This is a genomic window from Pandoraea sp. CB10b_02 (assembly GCF_002216225.1).
In the GTDB taxonomy this organism is placed as follows: domain Bacteria; phylum Pseudomonadota; class Gammaproteobacteria; order Burkholderiales; family Burkholderiaceae; genus Pandoraea; species Pandoraea nosoerga.
In genome coordinates this window covers 217805-243238 of the sequence record NZ_NJGW02000006.1, presented here as the reverse complement: position 1 = coordinate 243238, position 25434 = coordinate 217805, and the positions used below count along the sequence as shown (strand labels likewise).

At 67.4% G+C, this 25434-nt stretch carries 20 protein-coding genes and 1 tRNA gene; 12 read left to right on the top strand and 9 right to left on the bottom strand.

Annotated elements, in window-relative coordinates:
• Window positions 1-73: 73 nt before the first annotated feature.
• Window positions 74-703, bottom strand: coding sequence for a hypothetical protein (locus CDN36_RS09065; RefSeq protein ID WP_150555443.1), 630 nt, complete (start codon window positions 701-703; stop codon window positions 74-76).
• Between the two features lie 119 nt (window positions 704-822).
• Here CDN36_RS09065 and CDN36_RS09060 point away from each other — a divergent pair, with 119 nt between their 5' ends.
• Window positions 823-2130 carry an Nramp family divalent metal transporter gene (locus CDN36_RS09060; RefSeq protein WP_287496545.1) on the top strand — a complete coding sequence of 436 codons (1308 nt, stop codon included), beginning with the start codon at window positions 823-825 and terminating at the stop codon, window positions 2128-2130.
• 139 nt (window positions 2131-2269) lie between these two features.
• On the opposite strand, the gene CDN36_RS09055 is transcribed toward CDN36_RS09060, so the two are convergent.
• The 4 genes from CDN36_RS09055 to CDN36_RS09040 all read right to left on the bottom strand — a co-directional run bounded on the left by CDN36_RS09055 (window position 2270) and on the right by CDN36_RS09040 (window position 5558).
• Window positions 2270-2354, bottom strand: a tRNA-Leu gene (locus CDN36_RS09055).
• A gap of 106 nt (window positions 2355-2460) precedes the next feature.
• A complete protein-coding gene (locus CDN36_RS09050) occupies window positions 2461-4341 on the bottom strand; it encodes a methyl-accepting chemotaxis protein (RefSeq protein WP_150555441.1) in 1881 nt (626 codons plus the stop codon).
• A 301-nt stretch (window positions 4342-4642) separates the two neighbouring features.
• The gene (locus CDN36_RS09045; RefSeq protein WP_287496544.1) at window positions 4643-5272 is read right to left on the bottom strand and encodes an ABC transporter ATP-binding protein; all 630 of its coding nucleotides are present in this window, start codon (window positions 5270-5272) and stop codon (window positions 4643-4645) included.
• A gap of 13 nt (window positions 5273-5285) precedes the next feature.
• Window positions 5286-5558, bottom strand: a complete 273-nt coding sequence (locus CDN36_RS09040) for a metal/formaldehyde-sensitive transcriptional repressor (RefSeq protein ID WP_150555522.1) — start codon at window positions 5556-5558, stop codon at window positions 5286-5288.
• A gap of 118 nt (window positions 5559-5676) precedes the next feature.
• On the opposite strand from CDN36_RS09040, the gene CDN36_RS09035 reads away from it, so the two are divergent.
• The 5 genes from CDN36_RS09035 to CDN36_RS09015 all read left to right on the top strand — a co-directional run bounded on the left by CDN36_RS09035 (window position 5677) and on the right by CDN36_RS09015 (window position 10112).
• The gene (locus CDN36_RS09035) at window positions 5677-6564 is read left to right on the top strand and encodes a nickel/cobalt efflux protein RcnA (RefSeq protein WP_287496543.1); all 888 of its coding nucleotides are present in this window, start codon (window positions 5677-5679) and stop codon (window positions 6562-6564) included.
• Window positions 6565-6896: 332 nt separating this feature from the next.
• Entirely contained in the window at window positions 6897-7484 is a 588-nt protein-coding gene (locus tag CDN36_RS09030; RefSeq protein ID WP_287496558.1) for a cysteine hydrolase family protein, read from the top strand.
• Between the two features lie 47 nt (window positions 7485-7531).
• Window positions 7532-8446 (top strand): LysR family transcriptional regulator, encoded by a 915-nt coding sequence (locus tag CDN36_RS09025; RefSeq protein ID WP_287496542.1) that lies wholly within the window; start codon window positions 7532-7534, stop codon window positions 8444-8446.
• 97 nt (window positions 8447-8543) lie between these two features.
• Entirely contained in the window at window positions 8544-9401 is an 858-nt protein-coding gene (locus tag CDN36_RS09020; protein WP_287496541.1) for a class I SAM-dependent methyltransferase, read from the top strand.
• Between the two features lie 138 nt (window positions 9402-9539).
• Window positions 9540-10112 (top strand): DUF1993 domain-containing protein, encoded by a 573-nt coding sequence (locus CDN36_RS09015; RefSeq protein ID WP_150555435.1) that lies wholly within the window; start codon window positions 9540-9542, stop codon window positions 10110-10112.
• Between the two features lie 179 nt (window positions 10113-10291).
• On the opposite strand, the gene blaPNC is transcribed toward CDN36_RS09015, so the two are convergent.
• The 3 genes from blaPNC to CDN36_RS09000 all read right to left on the bottom strand — a co-directional run bounded on the left by blaPNC (window position 10292) and on the right by CDN36_RS09000 (window position 13740).
• Window positions 10292-11524, bottom strand: a complete 1233-nt coding sequence (blaPNC, locus tag CDN36_RS09010; RefSeq protein ID WP_287496540.1) for a PNC family class C beta-lactamase — start codon at window positions 11522-11524, stop codon at window positions 10292-10294.
• A gap of 450 nt (window positions 11525-11974) precedes the next feature.
• Window positions 11975-12442 carry a DUF3331 domain-containing protein gene (locus CDN36_RS09005; RefSeq protein WP_287496539.1) on the bottom strand — a complete coding sequence of 156 codons (468 nt, stop codon included), beginning with the start codon at window positions 12440-12442 and terminating at the stop codon, window positions 11975-11977.
• A gap of 2 nt (window positions 12443-12444) precedes the next feature.
• Window positions 12445-13740, bottom strand: a complete 1296-nt coding sequence (locus CDN36_RS09000; RefSeq protein ID WP_287496538.1) for an NAD(P)/FAD-dependent oxidoreductase — start codon at window positions 13738-13740, stop codon at window positions 12445-12447.
• 156 nt (window positions 13741-13896) lie between these two features.
• On the opposite strand from CDN36_RS09000, the gene CDN36_RS08995 reads away from it, so the two are divergent.
• The 3 genes from CDN36_RS08995 (at window position 13897) to CDN36_RS08985 (ending at window position 16367) form a co-directional block, all read left to right on the top strand.
• The gene (locus tag CDN36_RS08995) at window positions 13897-14565 is read left to right on the top strand and encodes a TetR/AcrR family transcriptional regulator (protein ID WP_150555430.1); all 669 of its coding nucleotides are present in this window, start codon (window positions 13897-13899) and stop codon (window positions 14563-14565) included.
• Between the two features lie 111 nt (window positions 14566-14676).
• Entirely contained in the window at window positions 14677-15030 is a 354-nt protein-coding gene (locus CDN36_RS08990) for a RidA family protein (RefSeq protein ID WP_150555429.1), read from the top strand.
• 104 nt (window positions 15031-15134) lie between these two features.
• A complete protein-coding gene (locus CDN36_RS08985) occupies window positions 15135-16367 on the top strand; it encodes an NAD(P)/FAD-dependent oxidoreductase (RefSeq protein WP_287496537.1) in 1233 nt (410 codons plus the stop codon).
• A gap of 29 nt (window positions 16368-16396) precedes the next feature.
• Here CDN36_RS08985 and CDN36_RS08980 read toward each other — a convergent pair whose 3' ends face one another.
• On the bottom strand, window positions 16397-18043 hold the full coding sequence (locus CDN36_RS08980; protein ID WP_287496536.1) for an SH3 domain-containing C40 family peptidase: 1647 nt from the start codon (window positions 18041-18043) through the stop codon (window positions 16397-16399).
• Between the two features lie 243 nt (window positions 18044-18286).
• On the opposite strand from CDN36_RS08980, the gene uvrA reads away from it, so the two are divergent.
• The 3 genes from uvrA to CDN36_RS08965 all read left to right on the top strand — a co-directional run bounded on the left by uvrA (window position 18287) and on the right by CDN36_RS08965 (window position 25337).
• A complete protein-coding gene (uvrA, locus tag CDN36_RS08975; RefSeq protein WP_287496535.1) occupies window positions 18287-24193 on the top strand; it encodes an excinuclease ABC subunit UvrA in 5907 nt (1968 codons plus the stop codon).
• 276 nt (window positions 24194-24469) lie between these two features.
• Window positions 24470-24772, top strand: coding sequence for a DUF4148 domain-containing protein (locus tag CDN36_RS08970; protein WP_287496534.1), 303 nt, complete (start codon window positions 24470-24472; stop codon window positions 24770-24772).
• 334 nt (window positions 24773-25106) lie between these two features.
• Window positions 25107-25337 carry a hypothetical protein gene (locus CDN36_RS08965; protein ID WP_287496533.1) on the top strand — a complete coding sequence of 77 codons (231 nt, stop codon included), beginning with the start codon at window positions 25107-25109 and terminating at the stop codon, window positions 25335-25337.
• Window positions 25338-25434 lie beyond the last annotated feature (97 nt).

Below are 25434 nucleotides of genomic sequence, written 5' to 3'. Positions count from 1 at the left end.
TGTCCCACGTGCGGCGCGCTCGCGCCGCGCACATCGTCGCAACGCGCCGCCTCAGTGCCGCCTCAGTGCCGCCTCAGTGCCGCCGCGAGATCATCTTCTCTCGTGACTGCTCGGCGCGCGCTGCGCCGATCGCGGATTCCACATGCTTTCTTTCCTCCGGCGGCGGCAGCACGGCCGGATAGCCCAGCGTGTCGATCCAGAGTTCGCGGGCCCAGCCCATCGTGTGATACAGATGGTGGTCCTCCTCGGTCTCGACCGCCGAGACGGCGTCCTGCAACACCTGCTTGAGATCGCCCTCGGTATGTTCGGCAACGGTCGACAGCAGTTCCCAGTTCTGGTGGTCCTTGGTCTCGGCTAGCACAACGCACTCCGCGGCGACGATTTCCGCCAGCGCGGGGTTGTCCGACTTGGCGGCCAGCTCGATCGCTGCCACGAGCGAGGCGCCGTGGTGAGCGACGACCTCACGGCCGGGAGTGCGTTCGTCGACACTCATGCCGAGCGACGAGAGCACATGCTCGAGCACCTGCTGGTGATGCCGGGTCTGTTCGAGGTACTCGTTCCATTCCTTCTCAAGGTCTGCATTTTTTACACACTTGAGCGCGGCGGTGTAGACCTTCTCGCCGCCCAGTTCCGTCTCGTAGGCCTGATACAAAAGCTCGCGCAAGCCTTGATCTTTCGGCTGTTGCTTCTTGTGGGACGCCATGGTTTTCTCCTTGGTCACAACGGTGGAATACACGTGTCGGATGCAATGTCATGCAAGGACCGTGCCGGCAGCCGGCGGCACGATACTTGCTGACGGTCGTTGGAAAGGGAGAGCGGACCATGAAAACGACAGAAGAAGCATCCGTGGCACATGGCAAGGCGCGCGGGGGCGAGCGGCAGCCGTCCCTGTTCCGGCGGCTGGGGCCGGGGCTGCTGACCGGCGTGGCCGACGACGATCCGAGCGGTATCGCGACCTACACGCAAGCGGGGTCGCAGTTCGGCTACAACGTGCTCTGGTCGGCGATCATCACCATCCCGCTGATGGTTTGCATCCAGGTGGCGTCCGCACACATCGGACGCGGCGCCGGTCACGGCATCCTGAGCGAAGTCCGGAAAAACTACTCGCGTGCGACGGCCATCGTGATCGCGACGCTCATCGTCATTGCCAACGTCATCAACGTCGGCGCCGATCTCGCCGCCATGGGCGACGCCACCGCCCAAGCCATCGGCGGGAAGAACTACTGGTACGCGGTGTTGTTCGCGGCACTCACGCTCGTCCTCCAGGTGCGCCTGAAGTACGAGGCATACGCCCGCTATCTGAAATGGCTCACGCTCGCGTTGTTCGCCTACATCGCGAATCTGTTCGTCATCCATACCGACTGGCGTGCGGCGCTGCACGCCATCGTCCTGCCCACCATCTCACCGTCGAAGGAGTATGCGACGACGCTCGTGGCCATTCTCGGCACGACTATCAGCCCCTATCTGTTCGTGTGGCAGTCGGCGCTGGAGGTCGAGGAGATCGAGGCGCGCGACGACGAGCACCCCGTCAAGCGCGCGGCGCACGAGCGCGATACGCAGGAAAAGCGCATTCTGGCCGATACGTGGGTGGGCATGCTGACCTCGAACGTCGTGGCGGCCTGCATCATGATGACGGCCGCCGCTGCGTTTTTCACCCACGGCGTCCACGACATCGAATCGACGAGCCAGGCGGCGAGCGCGCTCGAGCCGGTTGCCGGGAAATCGGCCCGGCTGCTTTTCTCGCTGGGACTCATCGGCTGCGGGCTGCTGGCCATCCCGTCGCTTACCGGAAGCTCGGCCTATGCGCTCGCGGGCGCGCTTCGCCAGCCGTCCGGCATGAGCAAGACGCCGCGCACCGCGCGGACCTTCTACGCGGTAATCGCGCTGTGCACGGTGGTCGGTGCGCTCGTGTGCTTCAGCCCGATCAATCCGATCAAGGCGCTGTACTGGAGCGCGGTGATCAATGGCGTCGTCGCGGTGCCGTGCATGGTCATGGTGATGGTGCTGTCCTCGCGCGAAACGGTCGTGGGGAAGATGAAGAACTCGCGCGCGATCGCGATTGGCGGGTGGGTCGCGACGGCGCTGATGACCGTGTGCGTGGCGGTGATGGGCTACACCATGCTCACGTAGGGCGTGCGCGGTGGCCACGCAGCCGCCGGCGCGCCCACGCATGCCCCCACATACCCGCACATACCCGCACATACCCGCACATACCGACACAGACGAGAAAGGCAGAAGCGCTCGCGCGCCTCTGCCTTCTTGAATGCCTTGGTGCCCAGGGCGGGACTCGAACCCGCACGCCTCTCGGCGCTACCCCCTCAAGATAGTGCGTCTACCAATTCCGCCACCTGGGCAGGGGAGCGCGATTGTAACGGGAAAACCAAGTTTTGTGAATGCTTCCCGTGCGCCTGCGCGTATGTGCGCAGGTGCATGCGTGCGTCGTCGCGGCCCGCTGCCGCATCACGCCGCCAGACGCTGCTGCGGCGTGACCGCGGACAGCGACGGCGCGTCGCCCATGCCGCGCGGGGCCTCCTGCCGGCCCTCGCGCAGGCGAAAGCGCGCGACCGTCTCGGCCAGCATGCGTGCCTGCTCGCTCAGCATTGCCGAGGCCGCCGCCGACTCCTCGACCAGCGCCGCGTTCTGCTGCGTCGCCTGATCCATCTCCGAGACCGAGCGGTCGATCTGGCTGATGCCGGCGCTCTGCTCGGTCATCGCGCCGTGGATCTCGCCCACCAGACGCTGCACGCGGGTGATGCCCTCGACGATCTCGTGCATCGTCGTGCCTGCCGCCTGCACACGCTCCGTGCCGCTCTTCACGTTCTGCACCGACGTCTCGATCAGCGCCTTGATCTCCTGCGCCGCCGCCGCGCTGCGCTGCGCCAGCGTGCGTACTTCGCCCGCCACCACCGCGAACCCGCGGCCCTGTTCGCCCGCGCGAGCCGCCTCTACGGCCGCGTTGAGCGCCAGAATGTTGGTCTGGAAGGCAATGCCGTCGATCACGCCGATGATTTCCGTGATGCGCTCCGAGGACTGCGTAATCGCCCCCATCGTGCTTACCGCGTCGGTCACCACCTGGCCGCCGCGCACTGCCGCGGCGCTCGCATCGTTGGCCAGACGCGTCGCATGCTCGGCCGTATCGGCCGTCTGCCTGACGCTGGAGGTGAGTTGCGTGAGCGCGGACGACGTCTCCTGCAGCGAACCCGCCGAGGCCTCCGTGCGCTGCGACAGGTCGCGGTTGCCCATCTCGATCTCGCTCGTCGCCGACGTCATCGAAGCGACGCCGGAACGCACGTCCAGCATCACCGAGCTGATCTTGTCGACGAATGCGTTGAACGACGTCGAGATTTGCGCGACCTCGTCGTGGCCGACGACGTCCAGGCGCTGCGTCATGTCGCCATCGCCCGAGCCGATGGTGTCCATCGCGTCGCGCACCGCCGATAGACGCTTGAACGCGCGCGACGTGAAGACCGAGGCGATTGCCAGCGCCACCAGCGTGAGTACGACCAGCGTAATGACTGTCGCCCACAGCACGTAAGTGAGTCCGGCCGTGGCCTCGGCGCGATCGAGCGCGACCACCAGATACCAGTCCGTGCCCGGAATGCGCTTGGCCTTGAGGAGCTTCGGCGCGCCCGAGAGAGTCATCAGGACCGGCGCGGCGGCGTCGCTCGCCAGGCCCGGCAGCGATTCGGCCGTGAGCGTCGCCGCCACGTCGGTGGACGGCTTGAGCGAGAACTTGTTGTCCGGGTGCGCGATCACCTGCCCGTCGCTCGCCACCACCAGCGCCAGGCTCGACGGCGTGGGGTGCACCGCCTTGATGATGTCCTGCACGCCCGTGAGCGCCACCGCGCCGCTCACGGCGCCCACCGTCTGGCCGTCACGCACGAGCGGCGTGGTAAAGGCCACGTATGGGATACCCGTCGACGAGTCGCCATACGGCTTGGTGACGGTGAGCTTGCCCGCCGCGACGGCGCTCTTGTACCACGGCCGCGCGGTCGGATCGTAATCGGGCGGGGTGGGCGCCGTGGAGAAGAATGTCTTGTCCGACCAGCCGACGCTCGTGATCGGGAAGTCGTTCGTCTTGCCCATGAGCTTGACGAGTCCGGCGGGGTCCCCCTTTTCGACGACCTGCGCGGTGGCGGTGACCGCCTGCGCCTTGTCGGCGGACCAGCGTTCGATGGCGCTGGCATTGCCGTTGGCCACGGCCGAGAGCGTCTGCGCAATGCTCGACATCATGCTGTCGCGCACGATCGCATAAGTCGTGACGCCAGAGAGCATCAGCGCCCCCACCACCGTCAGACAGGTGATGAGCAGAATCCGGGTTCGCAACGAAGTGACTTTCATGGGCTTTCATCGGTGGGCTCGCCAGCGAGCCGTTGAGGGGGAGGGCTGCTCGCGCAGGGCCGTCGTGCCGGTCCGCTGCCGCTATGCTCCCTGCGCTTACGGCCGCTTTGCCGCCGAACTTTAGTGAGCCCAGATCAACGCGGGCCGGGCCGGTTTCAACGGCTGTGCGCGCAGCGGCATTCCCGGCTGCCCTGGTGCCCCCGCAAGAGGCGAAACGGTGGCCGCGATGGCCTCCGATGGCCCCGGATGGTTCGCATTCGTCCGCGATAGTCCGCGATAGTCGGCGGGGCGCCCGCAGCGATCAGGCGGGATGCGAGCGGGCGAGGTCGGGGAAACCGAGCGTGGTGGCGCGGCAGCCCTCGACGAGCTCGTCGTCGTGTGTCGAGAAGAAGACGCACCCGGTCTGTCCGAGCGCGGCGAACAGGTCGATCAGTACGGCGCGCGAGGCGGCGTCGAGTCCGCCCGTCGGTTCGTCGGCCAGAACCACGCGTGGGCCGCCCAGCAGCACCGCCGTGAGATAGAACTTGCGACGCGTGCCGGTCGACATCTGCTCGAAGCGCTTTTCCATGTGCGGCATGAGGCTGAAACGCTCGGCGAGATCGAGCACGTGCGCGTCGACCGTGGTGCCGCGGGCCGCCGCACGCGCGTCGAGAAAACCGCGCCCCGTCTGCTGCGGCTCGCTCAGGCAGTCATAGGGCACGAACGCGAGCGCCGCGCGCGCGGCAGCGGCGTCCTCGCGCATGGAGCGGCCGTCGATCCAGATGTTGCCCTCGCCGGGCTCGCGCATGCCGGCGAGCATGCCGAGCAGCGTGGTCTTGCCGCCGCCGCCTTCGTCGCGCAACGCGAAGCAGCCGCGCTCGGCGCGAAAGCTCAGGTTTTCGAACAGCGTGAAGTCGCCGAAACGCTGGGTGAGGTTGTCGAAGCGCAGCATGGGACGGGATCGGTTACTTCAGATAGGCCTTGATGACGTGGAGCACGGGCGCGAGTTCGGCTTCGCGACTGGCCTGCTCGGGCTCGCGGACGAGGTGGTCGACGAGATGGCCCTCGATGACCGCAGCCATCAGGCCGTTGACCGCGCCGCGAATGGCCGCGATCTGCTGCAGCACGTCGACGCAGTCGCCTTCTTCGCTCAACTGGCGCTCCAGCGCCTGCGTCTGGCCCTGAATGCGACGAACGCGCGCGAGCAGCTTGCTCTTGTCCCGGATCGTATGCACGATGTGCCGCGCCCCCTGTACTGACGAAAAGTTGTCGACGAACTCGTGAAAAAGACTAACACGAATATACTCAGGGGGAGTATATTGCGCGCATCGCTCATTCGCTGCCGACCGCTTTTCCATGACCGAATTTTCGACCGTTCTCCAGCAGGGCAATGCCTGGCTGTTCGTGCCCAGTGCCATCCTGCTCGGTGCGCTGCATGGGCTCGAGCCCGGGCACTCCAAGACCATGATGGCGGCGTTCATCGTCGCCATTCGCGGCACTGTCGGCCAGGCCGTGCTGCTTGGCCTGTCGGCCACGCTCTCGCACACGGCCGTGGTCTGGCTCGTGGCCGTGGCGGGCATGTATTTCGGACGCCACTGGAACGCCGAGGCCACGGAGCCCTATTTTCAGCTGGCGTCCGGCGCGCTCATCCTGCTGATCGCCGCCTGGATGCTGTGGCGCACGTGGCGCGATAACCGCAATGGCGAGCATGGTCATTCGCACGACCACGATCACGACCGCGACCACGCGCACGATCACCATGACGATCGCGCCGACGCCGGGCGTCACGCCGTGCATGCGGCGCATTCTGAGCATTCGGCGCATTCGGACCCTGCCCTGGCGCTGGGCGTCGACGGCTATCAGGACGCCCACGAGCGGGCGCACGCGCGCGACATCCGCAAGCGCTTTGCCGGCCGCGAGGTGACGACCGGCCAGATCGTAATGTTCGGTCTGACGGGCGGCCTGATTCCGTGCCCGGCGTCGATCACGGTGCTGCTGCTGTGCCTGCAGCTCAAACGGTTCGCGCTGGGCGCCGGCCTGGTGCTGTGCTTCAGCCTCGGCCTCGCGCTGACGATGGTGGCCTCCGGCACGCTGGCGGCGCTCAGCGTGCGGCATGTATCGCGTCGCTGGAGCGGCTTCGGCGAGTTCGCCCGCAAGGCGCCCTACTTCTCCGGCATCCTCATCGTGCTGGTCGGTCTGTACGTCGGCTATCACGGCGCCGCGCAACTGTTCTTCAGCGCGTGATCTTCAACGCCCGAACTTCAGCGTCTGGTTCGCACGGGCGACGCAATGCCGCCACCCCCCGCAACCCGCCGTCAATTGGTGCAGACGGCGAACAAGTGATGTGTCCGGCGCGGTCTGGTTGCCGCGAACACCGCCGCCTAGACTGGGTGCCTCGACAACACCCCTCTGGAGGCTCCGTCATGACTCATCTGTTTCTTCGCACGCTGCGCCTGGCAACGCTCGGGCTGTCGCTGTCCGCCGCGGTGAGCGCCGCGGCGCAGGCGGCGGACGTGAAAGGCGAGAAAGACGCGCGGCGCACCGCGCACGGCGCCGCTCATCCGACCATTCGCGCCATGCTCGGCGCCGGGCGCATCGACCACCTCGACCCGAAACGCACGGCGCTGATCGTGATCGATTTCCAGAACGAATACTTCACCGGCCGCATGCCGATTCCCGACGGCACGCGCGCGCTGGCCAATGCGCAGCAGCTAATCGCGCTGGCCGATCGCGCCGGCATGCCCGTGTATCAGATCCAGCACGTCGCGCCCAACGGGGCGCCCGTCTTCGCACTCGACGGCAAGACCGTCGAGTTCGCGCCCGGCATGGCGCCGCGCGAGCGCGACACGGTCCTGCGCAAGACGACGGTGAGCGCGTTCGCGAGCACCGATCTCGACAAGCGGCTCAAGGCGCAAGGCGTCGACACGCTCGTGATCGCCGGGCTCATGACGCACGCGTGCGTGGCCGGCGCGGCGCGCGACGCCGTGCCGCTCGGCTATGGCGTCGTGGTAGCATCGGACGCTACCGCGACCCGCGACATCGTGCGCGCGGACGGTTCGCGCGTCACGAGCGACGCCTTGCACGCGGCGGCACTCGCCGAAATCGAGGACACCTTCGGCGACGTGCTGACGACGGCCGAAGTGCTGCGCCTGCCGTTGCGCTGAACACGCCCTTTCTCCGAGCCCCATTGACTGCACGCCCCGCTCGCGCCATGGATCAATTGCTGGCAATGCGCATTTTTCACACGCTCGCCGAAACCCGGAGTTTCTCGGCCGCGGCCGATGCGTTGGGCATGTCGCATTCGAGCGTGTCGCGGCAACTGAAGCGGACGGAGGCGGTGCTCGGCGTGGCGCTCGTCAATCGCAGCACGCGCCGGTTTTCGCTCACCGGCGCGGGCGAGCGCTACCACCGCCATTGCGCGGACATCCTGGCGCGCGTCGACGCCATGGCGCACGCCATGTCCGCCGAGCGCGAGCAGCCGAGCGGCGCCTTGCGCGTGACGGTGCCGCTCGTGGTGGGCACGCTCGAGCTGCCGGCGTGGCTGCCCGCATTTCGTTTGCGTTATCCGGACATTACGCTGGCCCTGTCATGCAGCGACCAGTACGTCGATCTGCTCGCCGAGGGATTCGACGCGGCGCTGCGCATCAGCAGTGCGCCGCTGGCCGACAGCAGCCTGATGGCGAAGGGGCTGACGGCGTCCGACACCGTGCTGGTCGCCTCGCCGACCTACCTCGCGCAGCATGGCCTGCCTGCTTCGCCGGACGATCTCGCCCGGCATCACGCGCTCGTTTTCGCGGGCGCGAGAACGCTGAGCGCACCGACCGCGCCGACCGAATGGACGCTGAGCGCGCCCGACGGCTCGGCACACCGCGTGGTGCTCAACGGTGCGGTGACGTCGGACGCCATCACGGCCGTGTTCGCCGCCGCGCTCGCGGGCGCGGGCATTGCCGCATTCACCGAACGCACCGTGCGCGCGGAGCTCGCGCGCGGCACGCTCGTGCGCGTGCTGCCGCAGTACTCGGCGGGACGCAGCCACTACTACGCGCTCTACCCGCACACGCGCCACGTCAATCCGAAGGTGCGCGCGTTCGTCGACTTCATGGCGGAACACTATCGGCAATCGTGAGCGGTCGCGGCGGCGACGCGCGAAACGCTGTCTTACCCGGTCGCGCCGTCTGTGCAAAAATCTGCGCATCCGGCACCGATCTCACGAGGTACGCGACATGACACATCCGAAAGACATCGCCCCCGACAGTACGGCGGAGCGCGTGGCGCTATGGCGCGCGCTGCATCTCGAAGTGGACGCCGCGCCGCACGTCCTGGAAGACGACATCGGCCTGAAGCTGCTCGACCCGCCGGACGACTGGCGCGAACGAGGCGACATGAGCCCATTCACGCAGCCGTTTCGCGCCTCGATCGTCGCGCGTGCGCGCTTCATCGAAGACCTGGTGCAAGCGCAGACGGCGCGCGGCGTGCGCCAGTACGTGATCCTGGGCGCCGGACTGGACAGCTTCGCGCAACGGCGTGCGGAGCTTGCCGAGCGGCTCACGATCTTCGAGATCGACCGTCCCGGTCCGCAGGAGTGGAAGCGCAGACGCCTGATCGCACTCGGCTACGGCGTGCCCGACAGCCTGCGTTTCGTGCCGGTCGACTTCGAGGCGGGCCAGTCGTGGCGCGAGGCGCTGCTGCAAAGCGGCTTCGACCCGAACGCGCCGGCCGTGGTCGTCTCGACCGGTGTGAGCATGTACCTCACCCGCGAGGCCAATGCCGCGACGCTGCGCGAAGTGGCGTCGTTCGCGCCGGGATCGACCTTCGCAATGACGTTTTTGCTGCCGCTGTCGATGGCGGACCCGGCCGTGCGCCCGGGACTGGAGATGGCAGAGAAAGGCGCGCGGGCGAGCGGCACGCCGTTCATCAGCTTCTTCACGCCGGACGAGATGATGGCGTTCGCGCGCGAGAATGGCTTTCGCGACGCCCGACACGTCGGCGCGCAGACGCTGACCGAGCGCTACTTCGCGAATCGCAGTGACGGGCTGCGCCCGCCGGCCAACGCGGAGGAGCTTCTCGTCGCCACGACGTAGCGGGCTTCGCGTCGCCCCCGGGGACAGTCTGGCGTGCGAACTGTCGGCGGCCGCGATAAGCTTCGCGGGCGGCACCTTCCCGGCCGCGACCATTCGCCCCCGGACTTCCACCCGGACACGCACACACGGAGCCGCCGCATGACCCTCACCGAAATTCTGAAGCCGACGACCTCGCAAATGATGCGCGCCCTGTCGGCATGGCTCGACAAGGCGGCACGCTACGAGAAGTCGAAGGGCGGCACGGCCGATGCGCTGATGACGCTGCGTCTCGCGCCCGACATGTACCCGCTCGCCGCGCAGGTGCGCTTCGTGAGCTACCAGGCCATGGAGCCGGCGTTTCGCCTGCGTGGCGAAGCGATTCCGGAGGACGTGCTCGCCGTGCAGAGCGAAGGCTGGGCGGCAAGCGAAAAGCCCGGCACGTTCGCGCAGGCGCAGGCGTGTCTGGCCAACGCCATCGCCTTTGTCGACGCGTTGCCCGCCGACGCGCTCGACGCCGGCGCCGACAGGGCCGTCTCGCTCGCCCTGCCCAACGGCGTGATCTTCGACATGACCGGCGAGCAGTACGTGCGCGACTGGCTGCTCGCGCAGTTCTACTTCCATACCAACACCGCCTACGCCATCCTGCGCCAGCACGGCGTGGAACTGGGCAAGGCCGACTACGTGGCTCACGTGCTCGGCTACCTGCGTCCCGGCAGCGCACCCCAAGGCTGAAGCCGTCGCTGTCCGCCACTCGTTCACTCCCCGACGAGGGGCGGCGGGCCTGTCGTTCGCCTGCACATCGGGCTCAAGGGCCCACAAGGTCTGGCCGCTGACCGGGCGGCGTCGCCGGCGAGAATGTCCGGGCGCCGATGTCGGCAATGGCGCCCCGCACGGGGGCGCGCAGGGTCGAATCACGGCTGTGGAACGACCGGCGTGCGCGGCATGCCGTCGAGGACCGTGAGAATGCGATGCGCCGCACGCACGCGCTCGTCGATCGGATAGTTCTTGTTCGCCAGCATGACGATGCCCATCTGCCTGGAAGGCACGAACGCCACGTAAGCCCCGAAACCGTTCGTCGAACCGGTCTTGTTGACCCATGCGACCGGCGTGGGCGCCATCGGCGGCGAGAACTCGCGCACGGGGGTCGGCTCGTATGCCATTTTCGCGGAATTGCCCTCGAGCAGCGTCTCCACGCTGACCGGATACGGGTATTGCTCCCAGATCAGATCCTGCGTCATCGGCTTGTCGAAGAAGTAGCCGGTGCGTGCGGCGTAGATCGCATGGCGCAGACGATGGTCGAACACCGGCTTGCCGAGATTGGCGTTCACGAATCGCAGCAGATCGCCGGCGGTCGTCTTCACGCCGTAGGCCTCGGCCTCGAGCAACCCCGGCGAGACGCGCACGGGGTTGCCGTCCTTGCCATAGCCCCACGCGTAGTGCTGCATCTGGTCGGCCGGAACGCGAAGGTACGTATGCCCGAGCTCCAGCGGCCGGAAAACGTGCTGCGTCATGAGCGTGGCGAAGTCGCCGCGCATGGCGCGTGCAACGATCCTGCCGAGCATGCCGATGCTCACGTTGGAGTATGTGCGCACGGTACCGGCGGGCTGCGCGGGCTTCCACGCCTCGAGGTACTGGAGCAGTTGTTCGTCGGTGGTGACGTCGTCGGGCACTTGCAGCGGCATGCCGCCGGTGGTGTGCGTGGCGAGGTTCACGAGGCTGATGTTTCCGAACGGCGTGCCGGCCACTTCGGGAATGAAGCGGCTCGTCTTGTCCCTGAGCGACAGCGCGCCGGCGCCCTGCGCGTATGTCGCGAGCGTGGCCGTGAACGTCTTGCTCACGGAGCCGATTTCGAAGAGCGTGTCGGGCGTGACGGGGCGATTGTCGGCCTTGTCCGCCACGCCGTAGTCGAAGACGTAGGACTTGCCGTCGAACGCCACGCCGACGGCCATGCCGGGAATCTGCTGGCGGGCCATCAGCGGTTCGACGGTCTGGTCGACGAGCGAGCGGACTTCCGCCAGACGCGGATCGTTCTCGGGCTGCGGCTGCGCCGCATGACTGCGGGTGCTAAGGCCCATCCAGACGATGGCGGTGGCGGCCGCCAGGGCGGCCAGGGTGGTGAAGGCGGTAGGGCGGGGCTTGGACATCGGGAAGACTCTCCTTGGCGATGAGGGGCCGGGTTGCCGTCATTGTGAGGCGCGGCGAGCGATGCCCGAAGCGTAATCCCAAAGCCGTCGGCTTTCGCGTCGCACCACCGTAACGGCAGTAACGACAGTAACGGCAGTAGCGGCAGTAACGGCAGTAACGGCAGTAACGGCAGTCACTGTCGAAACCGCCGAAACCGTCACAGCCGCCACCGTCGCTTCAAACCGCTTCGATGGCCTCGAATCGTCATAACGGTGATGGCCGGACAAACCGGCGAGGCGCCGGCGGCCCGCGGTCCGCCGTCGGCATGGAAGTCAAAGCGCACGAGGCACACGAAGCGCACGAGGCACACGAGGGAGAGCCGCGAGGATAAAAAAACCGCCCTCTCGGGGCGGCAACGCGCTGAATTCAACGGGGGGTCGGGGGACGACATTTCAGCGCGAGGGAGTCGGTCAGTCCTCCTGCAACGCCGGTTCGAGTTCGCGCTCGCGCATGGCGCGAATGGCGCTCGCCAGAATCATGGCGTCGGCGTTGAGCGGCGGAATGTCACCGAAGAGCGGACGGTAGACGAAGTCGCCCACGTCGATGGTCTCGCCGGTCAGCGCGCATTCGCCCGGATGGTGCGCCTTGCGAATGCGCCAGATCTGCGCGCCGTAGTTGCCGCCCATCGCGTCGTTCCACGATACGGTGATCGTCAACTCGCTGGAGATCTCCAGCACGCGCACGATCGGCGCTCGCCGCGTGTACGGAATGACCGGCTGGCACACGACCGGCTCGGCGTCGAGCATGGCTACGGTGTGCTGCCAGACACCCTGATCGCGCACGGCGGCGCGCGAGGCGCGCGCCGAACGGGTCGTGGAGGTGCCGGAGGCGCGGCGGCTGCCGCTTCGGTTGGGGCAATCGGTTCTGTCGCTTCGCATGGTCAGGCCAGCCGGATGCGCGGCCCGCGAAGGCCGCCGAGTTTTTCCGCGCCCAGCAGCACGGTCGCGCGGGCGAACCCGTGCAGCGCGTGCTGATGGCGTCGGTACAACATGGCGTGGCTCCACTGCGCAAAGCGTCCGCGCACGATGCCACCTTTGAAAAATCCGAATCGTCCCAGAGCGCCGGACGCGTTGTATCCCGACAGCGATACCAACGCACCGGGCGCCCGGTACACGAACGGCGCGATGGCGCGCCCTTCTTCGAGCCACGCCCCGAGATGGCGGCCCAGGTGCGCTGCCTGCTGCGTGGCCACCTGCGCCGTCGGCGGCAGCGGGAATTCGCCCGGCGCGGGCGTGAGCGACGCGCAGTCGCCCAGCGCGAAGACGCGCTCGTCCTGCGCCGTCTGCAGGGTGCTGCGCACCACGACCTGGTTGGCGTCGTTGGTCGTCAGACCGCCAATGCCGCGCAGAACGTCGGGCGCCTTGACACCCGCGGCCCAGACGAGCAGGTCGCCGGGAATCAGCTGACCGTCGTCGCGATAGAAACCGTCGCGATCGGCGCAAACGATGCGCGTATCGGTCAATACGCGAAAGCCGAGTCCTTCGAGCCGCGCTTGCGTGGACGCCGAGACGTCGGGCGGGAACGCGCCCAGCAGACGCGGCGCACGCTCCACGAGCGTGAGCTTGAGCCGCTCGGCAATCTGCGGGTCGCCATACCCGGCCGCGAGCGCGAACGTGCGGCTCAACTCGGCCGCCAGCGCCACGCCCGTCGTGCCGCCGCCGGCGATCACGATGCGCAGGGCATCGTCATTGACCACGCTGCGCAGCGCCTCGCAGCGCAAGGCCGCGTGAAACGCTTCGGCCTGCGGCTGGCTGTCGATGAAATGGCAAACGTCGCGCACACCGGGCAGGTGGGCGTCATCGGCCTGTGAACCGAGGGCGAGCACCAGCGCGTCGTAAGGCACGCGACGCTCGCCGAGCAGGCGCGAGCCGTCGGGGCCCGCCATCTCCCCCAGCACGACCTCGCGCCGCCTCCGGTCGAGACCGCACATGCGGCCCGCCTGATACGTGAACCCGTGACTGCAGGCGTGGGCGAGATAGGTCACTTCGGTACGGGTGACGTCGCGCGTGCCGGCCGCCACGGCGTGCAGCATCGGCTTCCAGAGGTGCGTGGGATGACTGTCGATCAATGTCACGCGCGCACTGCCGCTGCGGCCCAGCGTGCGGCCCAGACGGGTCGCCAGCATCAGGCCGGCAATACCGCCACCGACGATCACGATTCGGTTTGCGCGAGACATTCGAGGGGAAATGTCAAATTCAACAAGTGATGAATAAGCGCATAATAGCGAGCGTGCACCGGGCATGTCAAATAGGACGTGTCTGGGCAGGCAGGCGCGGCCGGGTCGGGTAGACTTGGCGCATTGCCGTTGCGAATTGACTCACCCCATCGCTCAATGACTCTGAACAAAGCCGTCTCGCAAGCCGATCCCCCGCTCGTTCCGCGCAAGCGCGCGCGAGGGCGTCCGACGTGCAACTGCGCGCACGGCGCCGACGCGTTATTGCTCAACGCCCGGCGAATCTTCGCGCAGCGCGGCTTCTATGCAAGCAGCGTTCGGCAGATCGCGGAGGCGTCCGGCGTCGATGCGGCCCTGATCTCGCATCACTTCGGGTCGAAGGAGGCGTTGTGGGTCGCCGTGGTCGACCAGATCGCCACGCTCACGCGCGGGCTCATCGAGCAGACCCACGAATTGCGGCGCAGCGAGATGGAACCGGCCGAGCGTGTCGAGCAGGCCGTGCGCCTGTTCGTCGAAGCCGTGTTTGCCAATCCCGACGTCGGCATGTTTTTCTCGACCGCGGCGACCGAGGAGGGCGAACGGCTCGACATTCTCACGCAGCGGCTCGTGCGTCCGTATCGCGACGCGATGGTGCCGCTCGTGGCCGACTGGCTCGAGTCGCAGAACCGTCCCGCGCAGGATGCGGACGTGATGTACTTCATGCTCACCTCGGCCATCAGCAAGACCGTCTCGTATCGCCACATGATGGGGCCGTTCCTGCCGCCCGAAGGCATGGCCGACCTCAAGCGCACGGTGCTCGATTGCGCGATGGCGCTCATCCGGCAGTGACCGCGTGGCGGGGTGCGGACTGGTAGCAGTACGCACGCGTCGTATAAGATGGCGGCACCCGGGCCGACTCGCGGCCCGTCTCTCACTTCCCCTCTTTTTACGGTGCCCCCCATGTCGAACGAAATCAAGCGTCTGCACACCAACGCCCGCATGAGCCAGATCGTGATCGCCAATGGCGTCGTGTACCTGGCCGGTCAGGTGCCCGATACGGCCAACGTATCGGTGACGCAGCAAACCACCGAGATCCTCGCGCGTATCGATTCGCTGCTCAAGGAAGCGGGCGTCGACAAGACGCGTTTGCTCACGGCCAATATCTGGCTCTCGGACGCGAAGCACTTTGCCGAATTCAACGCCGTGTGGGACGCCTGGGTGCCGCAAGGCCACGCTCCCACGCGCGCCTGCGTGCAATCGCCGCTCATGCGCGCCGGCCTCGAGGTCGAAATCGCCGTGACCGCGCTGGCGTAACGCCACCCCCCGCGGCGGCGCACGCGCGCGACGGATGACGCCCTGGCGTGATCGCGCGCGCTGCGCTGTCCCCTCGTGCGCCCCCTCTCTCCGACGCAAGGCTCATGACGTTCGACGCACTCGTTCTCGGCGCCGGTATCGTTGGCGTGTCGGTCGCCGTGCATCTGCAGCGGCGCGGCATGTCGGTCGCATTGGTCGAGCGCAAGGCGCCGGGCCAAGAAACCTCGTTCGGCAACGCCGGACTGATTCAGCGCGAGGGCGTCTACCCTTACGCGTTCCCGCGCGATCTGGCCACGCTGCTCCGCTATGCGCGCAACGATTCGACCGACGTGCGGTATCACGTGCGCGCAATGCCCGCCATCGCGCCCTTCCTCGCGCGCTACTGGCGCCACTCCGAACCCTCGCGGCATGCGCGCATCGCGCGCGACTACAGCACGCTGATCGCCCATTGCGTGACGGAGCACCGGGCGCTGATCGAGGCGTCGGGCGCCGGAGCGCTGTTGCGCGAGGGCGGCTGGGTGAAGGTGTTTCGCACGGCCGGCGCGTTGGAGGCGGCGCGTCGCGACGCCGAGCGCTGGCAGCGGGAATACGGCGTGCCGTTCGAAGTGCTCGACGCCGAGCGGTTGCGGGCCGACGAGCCGTCGCTCTCGCATGCGCTCGTGGGCGGACTGCGCTATACGGCGTCGGCGTCGGTGAGCGATCCGGGCGCACTCGTGGCCGCGTATGCGCGCTACTTCGAATCGCTGGGCGGGCGCGTGTTGACGGCGGACGCCACGACGCTGCGGCCGCATTGGTCCGTGCAGACGGCCCAGGGTCGTGTCCAGGCGTCGCGTGCGGTCATCGCGCTCGGTCCGTGGGCCGACACCGTGACGCGCGCGTTGGGCTACCGCCTGCCGCTTGCCGTCAAGCGCGGCTATCACATGCACTATCGCGCCCGACCGGGCGCCACGCTGAACCAGCCGGTGCTCGACGCGGAACCCGGCTATCTGATCACGCCGATGACGCGCGGCATCCGGCTGACGACCGGCGTTGAGCTGGGCCTGCGCGACACCCCGCCCACGCCGGTGCAACTGGCGGCGGTCGAGCCGATGGCGCGGGAGACGTTCCCGCTCGGCGAGCGCGTCGACGACACGCCGTGGCTCGGCTGTCGCCCATGCACGCCTGACATGATGCCGGTGATCGGCCCCGCGCCGCGCCATCGCGATCTGTGGTTCGCATTCGGCCACGCGCACCACGGCCTCACGCTGGGGCCGGTGACGGGACGGCTGGTGGCCGAGATGATGACGGGCGAAGCGCCAATCGTCGATCCGCGGCCTTTCAGTCCGCAACGCTTCTGAGCGGGCGAACGACCGCCCGCGCGCCGCGGCTACTGCGGCATGTCTTCCGGCGTATCGGCCGCAGGCGCGTGTTCTGCATCGCCGCCGCCTGTGGGCGCTTCCGCGTCGCTATCGCCGATCACGCTGATCTCGAACAGTGGCTTGGCCGCGAGCGAGCGCGCCTGCGGATCTTCCGGATACGTCTTGAGCAGCGGCAGGATCACCGCGCCGCCGATCACGTTGCGGCGGCTGTTGTCGGCCGGCGACAGTCCCCACACGTTCTGATAGGTCATCGGCACGCTCTCGCCGTTGCGCTGCGCGTTGCCGAGATACAGCATGATATGTCCGTTGATGTGGACGAGCGTCATCAGCGGACGGCCGCGCTCGGCCAGCGTGCGCAGGCGCGTGTCGATGTCGGCGTCGCGCAGATCGGTGCGGCGCCCGGCGCGCAGCTGGTCCGACGAGTGGCGCGGCAGCCACACGCCGAACGGCGCGAACAGGCTGCGCGTCTCGGCGGAGCAATCGTTGTAGAACAGCGTGTTGCCCCAGCCGTAGGGGCGCCCGATCTGCTGCTTCATGACTTGCGCGAGATGGCGCGGCGTGAGGCTCCACGGCATGGCCACGAGGCTCGATGCGTCCAGTGTGGCGGTGCGGATGTGCGCCTGGCCGCGAAGGTCGGCGATCGGAAACAGGGCTGCCGGGCGCCCGTCGCGCGAGCGTGTCATCGGCAGCACCGTGCCGATCGGAGCGAACGTGCGGTAGCGCGGCGCGCTCGCACCCGGCGGCGTGTCGGCCAGCGGCACGTTGGCGCGAATGATGGCGCCGAGCTCCCGCTGCGCGGCGGCCCGCCACGTTGCGACGAACCGTTCGTCGACCGCGGCCACGGTACGCGCGTCGACCCATCCGATCAGATCGGGCGAATAGACGAGCAGCCACGCGCCATCGGCGCTGCGCGCGAGCGTGTACACGGGCGTGCCGGGGCGCAGCGCGGAATCCTGCAAGGCATCGAACGGATACCCCTCGCCCGCTTCGCGGAAGTCATAGAACGCCGGGTCGTGCGTGGGCAGCAGCCGGACGAGGGCATTGTCGACGGTGATGCCGCGACGTTGCGCATCGTAAGGCCAACCGGCGTGACTGGCGTCGAGCTGGGCCAGCGCCATGTTCGCTTCGATGGTCCGGATCCACGCGCTCGTGTGCGGCTGGAAGTTCTCGCCGTAGGTCTTGCGCACGCCCGACGCACCATTGTCGAAGCGCCGCACGCGTCGCGCCTGCGAGTCGGCGATCTGCCGCGCGCCGGCGGCGTTGAGCAGCGACGCGGCGAGCCAGGTGCCGTTCCATGGCGACGGATCGCGAGCGCCGGTGCCGAAGTAGCGGGCGCGCAGCGCGTCGAAGCGGCGGGCCTGCTCCTGCGCCCCGAGCAACGGCCGGTCGTAGTCCGCGGCATCGGGACGGATCCAGTGATCGACGTCCTGATCGTAATGCTCGATGGGAAACCGGGCGACGTTGTAGCGCGTGGCGGGCGCGCTGGCCGTGGCGGGCACGGCAGCCGGGGGCTTTTCCGGGACGCTCGCGCACGCGGCGAGCACGACGAGCACGACGAGCATGACCAGCACGGCGGGCACGGGGCGCACCGGGCGCACGGCAGGTGGGAAAAGCGAGGCGAGAACGGGAATGCGGACCGCGAAACGTGCGCCCATGTTCTGCGAAAGAAAGCCGGAATGCCGCCATGCTACTCCCGCTGATGAAACGTTGAAAACCGGCGCCCCGCATTAGGAATGCCGGCATTAGGGGAATCGGGGTAACTGTACAAACATACAGTACAATCGAGCGCGTGCCGAGCGAAGCCTGGGTACTCTCAGCGACTGTCGTATCGGCCTGATACAGTAGTTTTCCCGAGGCGCGTGCGCGCGCTGCCAGACGTCAACCAAGCGGCTATTCAATTGGATAATTCGTCCTCGAAACCCGATCCGTCGGCCGGCCACGCCATTCGTATCCGTGGCGCCCGCCAGCACAACCTCAAGAATCTCGACGTCGATCTGCAGACCGGCGAGATGACCGTCGTGACCGGCCCGTCCGGTTCCGGCAAGTCGAGCCTCGTCTTCGACACGCTGTTCGCCGAAGGCCAGCGGCGCTACGTCGAGACGTTCAGCGCCTACGCACGCCAGTTCCTCGATCGCATGGACCGACCGCAGGTCGACCACGTGGAAGGCGTGCCGCCGGCCATCGCCATCGACCAGACGAACCCCGTGCGCAGCTCGCGCTCGACGGTCGGCACGATGACCGAGCTCAACGACCACCTCAAGCTCCTGTTCGCCCGGGCGGCGGCGCTGTTCGATCGCGAGAGCGCACAGCCGGTGCGTCACGACACCCCCGAGACGATCTACGCCGACCTCATGGCGCGCAGCGCCCAGGGCGGCGACCCGCGCCTGGCCGTGACCTTCCCCGTGGAGCTGCCAGGCAGCGTGACGGCCGACGAAGTCGAACAGTGGCTCTCCGCCTCCGGCTACACGCGCGTGCAGGCCGAGCGCGAAGTGGCGAGCGCCGAGGGCACCCGCAAGGTGCTCGACGTCGTGGCCGACCGCTTCCGCCTCCAGAACACCGAGAAGGCGCGCGCAATGGAGGCCATCGAGTCGTCGCTCAAGCGCGGCCGCGGGCGCGTGAACGTCTACGTCCTTGCCGACGAAGGCGAGCCCGATATCTGGCGCTATTCGCAGGACCTGCACTGCCCCGAGAGCGACCTGCACTACGCCGATCCGCAACCGGCGCTGTTCTCGTTCAACTCGGCCTACGGCGCGTGCGAAGCATGCCGCGGCTTCGGGCGCGTGATCGGCGTCGATCTCGGGCTGGTGATCCCGGACGAGCGCAAGACGTTGCGCGGCGGCGCGATCAAGACGATCCAGACGCCGGCGTGGAAGGAGATCCAGGACGATCTGCTCGAGTACGCAGGCAAGGCGGGCATTCCGCGCGACACACCCTGGTCGAAGCTCCCGCCGGAGCACCGCGAATGGGTCATCGAAGGCGATCCGGACTGGAAGGGCGAGTGGAACAAGCAGTGGTACGGCATCCGGCGCTTCTTCGGCTATCTGGAGTCGAAGGCCTACAAGATGCATATCCGCGTGCTGCTCTCGAAGTACCGCAGCTACACCACCTGCGAGACGTGCGGCGGCGCGCGCCTGAAGACGGAAGGCCTGCTCTGGCGCATCGGCACGAAGGAAAACGCCGACGCCGTGCTGCCGCCGTCGCAGCGCTTCATGCCGCGCGGCGTGTCGTGGACGCGCGAGCAACTCGAAGCGCTGCCCGGGCTCACGATGCACGACCTGATGCTCATGCCGATTTCGCGCGTGCGCCAGTTCTTCGATTCGCTCACACTGCCGTCGAGCCTGCTCGACGACGCGCTCAAGCTGTTGCAGGAAGAGGTCGGCACGCGTCTGAAGTACCTGTGCGACGTCGGCATCGGATACCTCACCCTCGATCGCCAGAGCCGCACGCTCTCGGGCGGCGAGGTGCAGCGGATCAACCTGACGACGGCGCTGGGCACCTCGCTCGTGAACACGCTGTTCGTGCTCGACGAGCCCAGCATCGGCCTGCACCCGCGCGACATGGATCGCATCGTGGCCGCCATGCATCGCCTGCGCGACGCGGGCAACACGCTCGTCGTCGTCGAGCACGACCCGGCCGTGATGCTCGCGGCCGATCGCGTCATCGACATGGGTCCGGGGCCCGGCGAGCGCGGCGGCCAGATCGTTTTCGACGGCACGCCCGACGAAGTGCGCCAGGCCGACACGCTCACCGGCAGCTATCTCGGCGGGCGCAAGCACGTGGCGAACGCGTCGAACTGGCGTGCGCGCGCGGTGGCCGCCGACACGCCGCGCCTGAGGCTCTGCGGCGCGCGCGAGCACAACCTCAAGAACGTCGACGTCGAGATTCCGCTCGGCCGCCTCGTGTGCGTGACCGGCGTGTCCGGTTCGGGCAAATCGACGCTCGTGCAGGACATCCTCAGCCCCGCGCTCGCACGGCACTTCGGCGATCCGACCGAAGCGCCCGGTGCGCACGACGAGCTCACCGGCGCGGAACAGCTCTGCGGCGTGGTGTTCGTCGACCAGTCGCCCATCGGCAAGACGGCCCGCTCGAATCCCGCGAGCTATGTCGGTGCATTCGACGAGATCCGCAAGCTTTTCGCAGCCGAGCCCGTTGCGCTGCAGCGCGGCTATACCGCGAGCACGTTCAGCTTCAACTCCGGCAACGGGCGTTGCCCGACGTGCGGCGGCTCGGGCTTCGAGCATGTGGAGATGCAGTTCCTGAGCGACGTGTACCTGCGCTGCCCGGATTGCGACGGCAAGCGCTACCGCGCCGAAGTGCTGGATGTGAAGATTCAGCGCGCCGTGCCGGGCGAGGCCATGCGTGAGCTGAGCGTGTCGGACGTGCTGGAGCTGACCGTCAATGAAGCGGTGAAGCTGTTCTCGTCGGATCGCGACGTGCTGCGCGTGTTGCAGCCGATCGTGGACGTCGGTCTGGAATACGTGAAGCTGGGCCAGCCGGTGCCCACGCTCTCGGGCGGCGAGGCGCAGCGTCTGAAGCTCGCCGGCTTTCTCGCGGAAGCGGCGCAGAAGAAGACGGCCAGCGGGCAGAAGGTGGCGCATCGCGGCCGCCTGTTCATCTTCGACGAGCCCACGACGGGGCTGCACTTCGACGACATCGCCAAGCTGATGCGCGCGTTCGGCAAACTGCTCGACGGCGGCAACTCGCTGCTGGTCATCGAACACAATCTCGACGTGGTGCGCGCCGCCGACTGGATCATCGATCTCGGTCCCGAGGGTGGCGAGGGGGGAGGCCAGGTGCTGTGCGCCGGCACGCTGGCCGATGTCGTGGCGTGCGAAGGTTCGCACACGGGGCGCGCGCTCGCCGAGTACGAGCGAACGGTGCTTGCGCCGGCACGCGCGGCCGACGCGGGCGTGCCGCTGCAGACGGCGTTGCGCGCCGCGCGGGCGCATCGCACGCCGGCCGGCGGCGGCGACATTCGCATCGTCAACGCGCGCGAGCACAACCTCAAGTCGCTCGACGTGGCGATTCCGCGCGGCAAGTTCAGCGTGATCACGGGCGTATCGGGGTCGGGCAAGTCGACGCTCGCCTTCGACATCCTGTTCAACGAGGGACAGCGCCGCTATCTGGAATCGCTCAACGCCTATGCGCGCTCCATCGTACAGCCGGCGGGGCGTCCCGAGGTGGACGCCGTGTACGGCATTCCGCCGACGGTCGCCATCGAGCAGCGCCTGTCGCGCGGCGGTCGCAAGAGTACGGTCGCGACGACGACCGAAGTCTGGCACTTCCTGCGCCTGCTGTACGTGAAGCTCGGCATTCAGCATTGCATTCACGATGGCGCGCCGGTTACGGCGCAAAGCCCGGATTCCATCGTCGCGCAATTGCTGCGCGACCGTCGCGGGCAGCACGTCGGATTGCTCGCGCCGCTCGTCGTCGGCCGCAAGGGCATTTACACCGATCTGGCCAAGTGGGCGAAAGCGCGGGGGCATTCACATCTGCGCGTGGACGGCGTATTCCTGCCGGTCGATCCGTGGCCGAAGCTCGACCGTTTCCGGGAGCACACCATTGAGCTGCCGGTCGGCGACGTCGTGGTCACGCCCGAGAACGAGGGGCTGCTGCGCACGCTGCTTGCAGCCGCGCTCGAACAGGGCAAGGGCGTGATGCATCTGCTCGCGCCGCTCGACGGGCTTGGCGACACGATGCACAGCGAACAGCCGGGCGAAGGCGTGGGCGAGATCGAGGTGTTTTCGGTCAAGCGCGCGTGCCCGGTGTGCGGCACCAGCTATCCGGATCTCGATCCGCGCATGTTCTCGTTCAACAGCAAGCATGGCTGGTGCGCCACCTGCGTGGGCACGGGCCTCGCGCTCACGCGCGAACAGCGCGAGGCGTTCGACGACACGGTACTCAATCAGGACAATCGCGGACGCGAGCATTCGCTGCCGTCGCAGGAACAGGAGCCCGAGGACGTGGGCGATCAACCGTGTCCGGACTGTCATGGCGCGCGCCTTAACCCCGTGGCGCGTGCGGTGACGTTCGACGAACACGCGATCTCCGATGTTGCGCAGTGGACGGTCACCGACGTGCGGGAGTGGATTCAGCGTCTCGCGCTGCACGGGCGCGAGGCGAGCATCGCGCGCGATCTGATCAGCGAGATTCAGGGGCGCCTGGCGTTCCTGGAGGAAGTCGGCCTCGGCTACCTCACGCTCGAGCGCGCGGCGCCCACGCTCTCGGGCGGCGAGTCGCAGCGCATTCGCCTCGCGGCGCAGCTCGGCAGCAATCTGCAAGGCGTGTGCTACGTGCTCGACGAACCGACCATCGGTTTGCACCCGCGCGACAACGGCATCCTGCTCGGCGCGTTGCGCAAGCTCGGCGATCAGGGCAACACGCTGGTGGTGGTCGAGCACGACGAAGACACGATCCGTCGCGCCGACCACATCATCGATATCGGCCCGGGCGCAGGCAAGCGCGGCGGCACGCTCGTCGCGCAGGGCAGCGTGAGCGAGCTCGCCGCGCACCCCGAATCGCTGACGGGCAAGTTTCTCGCGCATCCGCTGCAGCATCCGATCCAGCCGCGTCGTGAAGTGATCGCGCCCGCCAAGGGTGTGCAAGCGGTGCCGCCGCACTGGCTCACCGTGCATGGCGCCACGCTGCATAACCTGAAGAACGTGACGGCGTCGTTGCCGCTCTCGCGCCTCACGGCAATCACGGGTGTTTCCGGATCCGGCAAATCGACGCTGGCGCGCGACGTGCTGATGACGAACCTGCTCGACGCCGTAGGCCGCTCGGTGCTGTCGTCACCGGCCGAGCGACGCGCGCGCAAAGGCGCCGTGCGCCACGTCGTGAAGGCCGACGGCAAGCCGCGCGCCACGAGCGAAGCGCCGGCCGAGCCGCGTCGTCCGGTGGTGCACGCGTGGCATGGCTGCGAATCAGTAACCGGTTGGGAGACGATCGATCGCGTGCTCGAAGTCGACCAGACGCCGATCGGCAAGACACCGCGCTCATGCCCGGCAACCTACATCGGCTTCTGGGACACCATTCGCCGGCTGTTCGCCGACACGCTCGAAGCGCGTGCGCGCGGCTATTCCGCGTCGCGCTTCTCGTTCAACACCGGCGAAGGGCGTTGTCCGGCGTGCGAGGGACAAGGCGTGCGCACCATCGGCATGAGCTTCCTCGCGGACGTGAAGGTGCTGTGCGACGTCTGCCACGGTCAACGCTTCAATGCTGAGACCCTGGCCGTGACCTGGCGCGGCAAGAGCATCGGCGACGTGCTCACGATGGAAGTGGACGAGGCCGTCGAGTTCTTCGCGTCGATGCCCAGCATTGCGCATCCATTGCAACTCATGAAGGACGTGGGGCTCGGCTATCTCACGCTGGGGCAACCGTCGCCGACGCTCTCGGGCGGGGAAGCGCAGCGCATCAAGCTCGTTACCGAGCTCACGAAGGTGCGCGACGACATCACGCGCCGCGGCCAGAAGTCGCCGCACACGCTGTACGTGCTCGACGAGCCGACGGTCGGACTGCACATGGCTGACGTGGCGCGGCTCATCAACGTGCTGCACCGCCTGGTCAACGGCGGCCACACGGTGGTGGTGATCGAGCACAACCTCGACGTGATCGCGGAGGCCGACTGGATCGTCGACATGGGGCCGGAAGGCGGCAAGGACGGCGGTACGGTGGTCGCGGCCGCGTCGCCGGATGCGCTGACGAAGGTCCGTGCGAGCCATACCGGCGAAGCGCTCAAGCCGGTGCTGGCGCCCCCGATGCCGTCGTCTGCCGCACCCCGCCCGCGGACGGCTGCCGCGAAGTAACGGCTAGAGAGTCAAGGCTCGAGAGTCAAGGCCAGAGAGTCAACGGCCCGAGGGTCCGGCAAGCCCGGCCCTCGCCGCCCTCTGCAGGGACGCCATCCGGCGTCCCTTTTTTTCGTTTTCGATGCCCGAAAGGGCTGACGTTCGTTCTTATTATTTCCAAAACTGCAATTTAAAATTGGCAATTATCGTATTTATTGCAATAGACGCGGGTAATAGACTGCATCTGTCGACGATGAATTGAACATCGCCTCGTTTCAAACAGACAGGAGAAATACCATGAAGCGCACACTTATCACCTCTGCCCTGATTTCCGCGATGCTGGCTGTCTCGGCCGGTTCGGCTTTCGCCAGCGACGCTTTCGACGGTCCGTCGGAATTCTCGTGGGTCCCGCAGACCAGCGTGCTCTCGCGCGCCCAGGTTCGTGAAGAACTGGCGCAGGCGCAGCGAGCCGGCCTGGTGCAACAACACGACGCCGTTTATCCGAAGTCGGTCGCGACCGTTGGCGGTGCGACTTCGGCGGTGACGCCGGGTTCGGTCGGCCAGATGGTCGCTGCCGGTTCGACGTACTTCGGCAACTGATCCCGCTTCACTGCAGGTCGGCCGCCCTTTGGCGGCCGATTTTGTTTTGTGCGGCCAATTCGCGCGTCAACACGGGGATTTACGTTACGCGCCGATCTTGTGGACAAGTCTGTCGATAAGGCTGTGAACAAGCACCGTTTTGCCTGTGGGCAACCTTGTGGATGACGGCGGGATAACCGGTGGACAGTCGAGGGAAAAGTCGTCGATTCGACGGGGATAACCGGTGAATATCGTGGGGATAGTCGGTGGATATGTCCTGAAAAAACGGGGATAAAGCAGTGGATTTCCTGTGGGAATCCCGGGCTTTTCCTGTGCATAACCTTGTGGAATGCCGGTGCAAAACGCCCTGACCGATCCGTGGAAACACCCGCCAACCGGGGCTTTTGGGGTTACCACCGCAAAAGAAGTGCAACATTTCGATCGCGATTTCCGGGTGCGGGAGTCCGGACGGGAGCCGGTACGTCGCGAAGCCGGCACGGCGACTTGGGACGATGCGATGGACGCCGTGCGAATCGGCGCTCGCTCGGCGCAGCCCTGCGGTGAACGGTTGCGCTCGGTGCGCTGAGCGTGTTGCTAAGCATGTGCCAATCGAAGCTAAAGCGGCGGCAAGCCGGCCCTTAGAATGGGCATCCGAGACCGAACCAACCGTTCCCGCGATGGAG

Coding starts and splice junctions, on each gene's coding strand:
- blaPNC (WP_287496540.1), bottom strand. CDS start 11,524: ATGTCCAAGCCCCGCCCTACCGCCTTCACCACCCTGGCCGCCCTGGCG.
- CDN36_RS09050 (WP_150555441.1), bottom strand. CDS start 4,341: ATGAAAGTCACTTCGTTGCGAACCCGGATTCTGCTCATCACCTGTCTG.
- CDN36_RS09065 (WP_150555443.1), bottom strand. CDS start 703: ATGGCGTCCCACAAGAAGCAACAGCCGAAAGATCAAGGCTTGCGCGAG.
- CDN36_RS08995 (WP_150555430.1), top strand. CDS start 13,897: ATGACTCTGAACAAAGCCGTCTCGCAAGCCGATCCCCCGCTCGTTCCG.
- CDN36_RS08970 (WP_287496534.1), top strand. CDS start 24,470: ATGAAGCGCACACTTATCACCTCTGCCCTGATTTCCGCGATGCTGGCT.
- CDN36_RS09060 (WP_287496545.1), top strand. CDS start 823: ATGAAAACGACAGAAGAAGCATCCGTGGCACATGGCAAGGCGCGCGGG.
- CDN36_RS09000 (WP_287496538.1), bottom strand. CDS start 13,740: ATGTCTCGCGCAAACCGAATCGTGATCGTCGGTGGCGGTATTGCCGGC.
- CDN36_RS09030 (WP_287496558.1), top strand. CDS start 6,897: ATGCTCGGCGCCGGGCGCATCGACCACCTCGACCCGAAACGCACGGCG.
- CDN36_RS08985 (WP_287496537.1), top strand. CDS start 15,135: ATGACGTTCGACGCACTCGTTCTCGGCGCCGGTATCGTTGGCGTGTCG.
- CDN36_RS09020 (WP_287496541.1), top strand. CDS start 8,544: ATGACACATCCGAAAGACATCGCCCCCGACAGTACGGCGGAGCGCGTG.
- CDN36_RS08980 (WP_287496536.1), bottom strand. CDS start 18,043: ATGGGCGCACGTTTCGCGGTCCGCATTCCCGTTCTCGCCTCGCTTTTC.
- CDN36_RS09045 (WP_287496544.1), bottom strand. CDS start 5,272: ATGCTGCGCTTCGACAACCTCACCCAGCGTTTCGGCGACTTCACGCTG.
- CDN36_RS09005 (WP_287496539.1), bottom strand. CDS start 12,442: ATGCGAAGCGACAGAACCGATTGCCCCAACCGAAGCGGCAGCCGCCGC.
- CDN36_RS09025 (WP_287496542.1), top strand. CDS start 7,532: ATGGATCAATTGCTGGCAATGCGCATTTTTCACACGCTCGCCGAAACC.
- CDN36_RS09035 (WP_287496543.1), top strand. CDS start 5,677: ATGACCGAATTTTCGACCGTTCTCCAGCAGGGCAATGCCTGGCTGTTC.
- CDN36_RS09015 (WP_150555435.1), top strand. CDS start 9,540: ATGACCCTCACCGAAATTCTGAAGCCGACGACCTCGCAAATGATGCGC.
- CDN36_RS08990 (WP_150555429.1), top strand. CDS start 14,677: ATGTCGAACGAAATCAAGCGTCTGCACACCAACGCCCGCATGAGCCAG.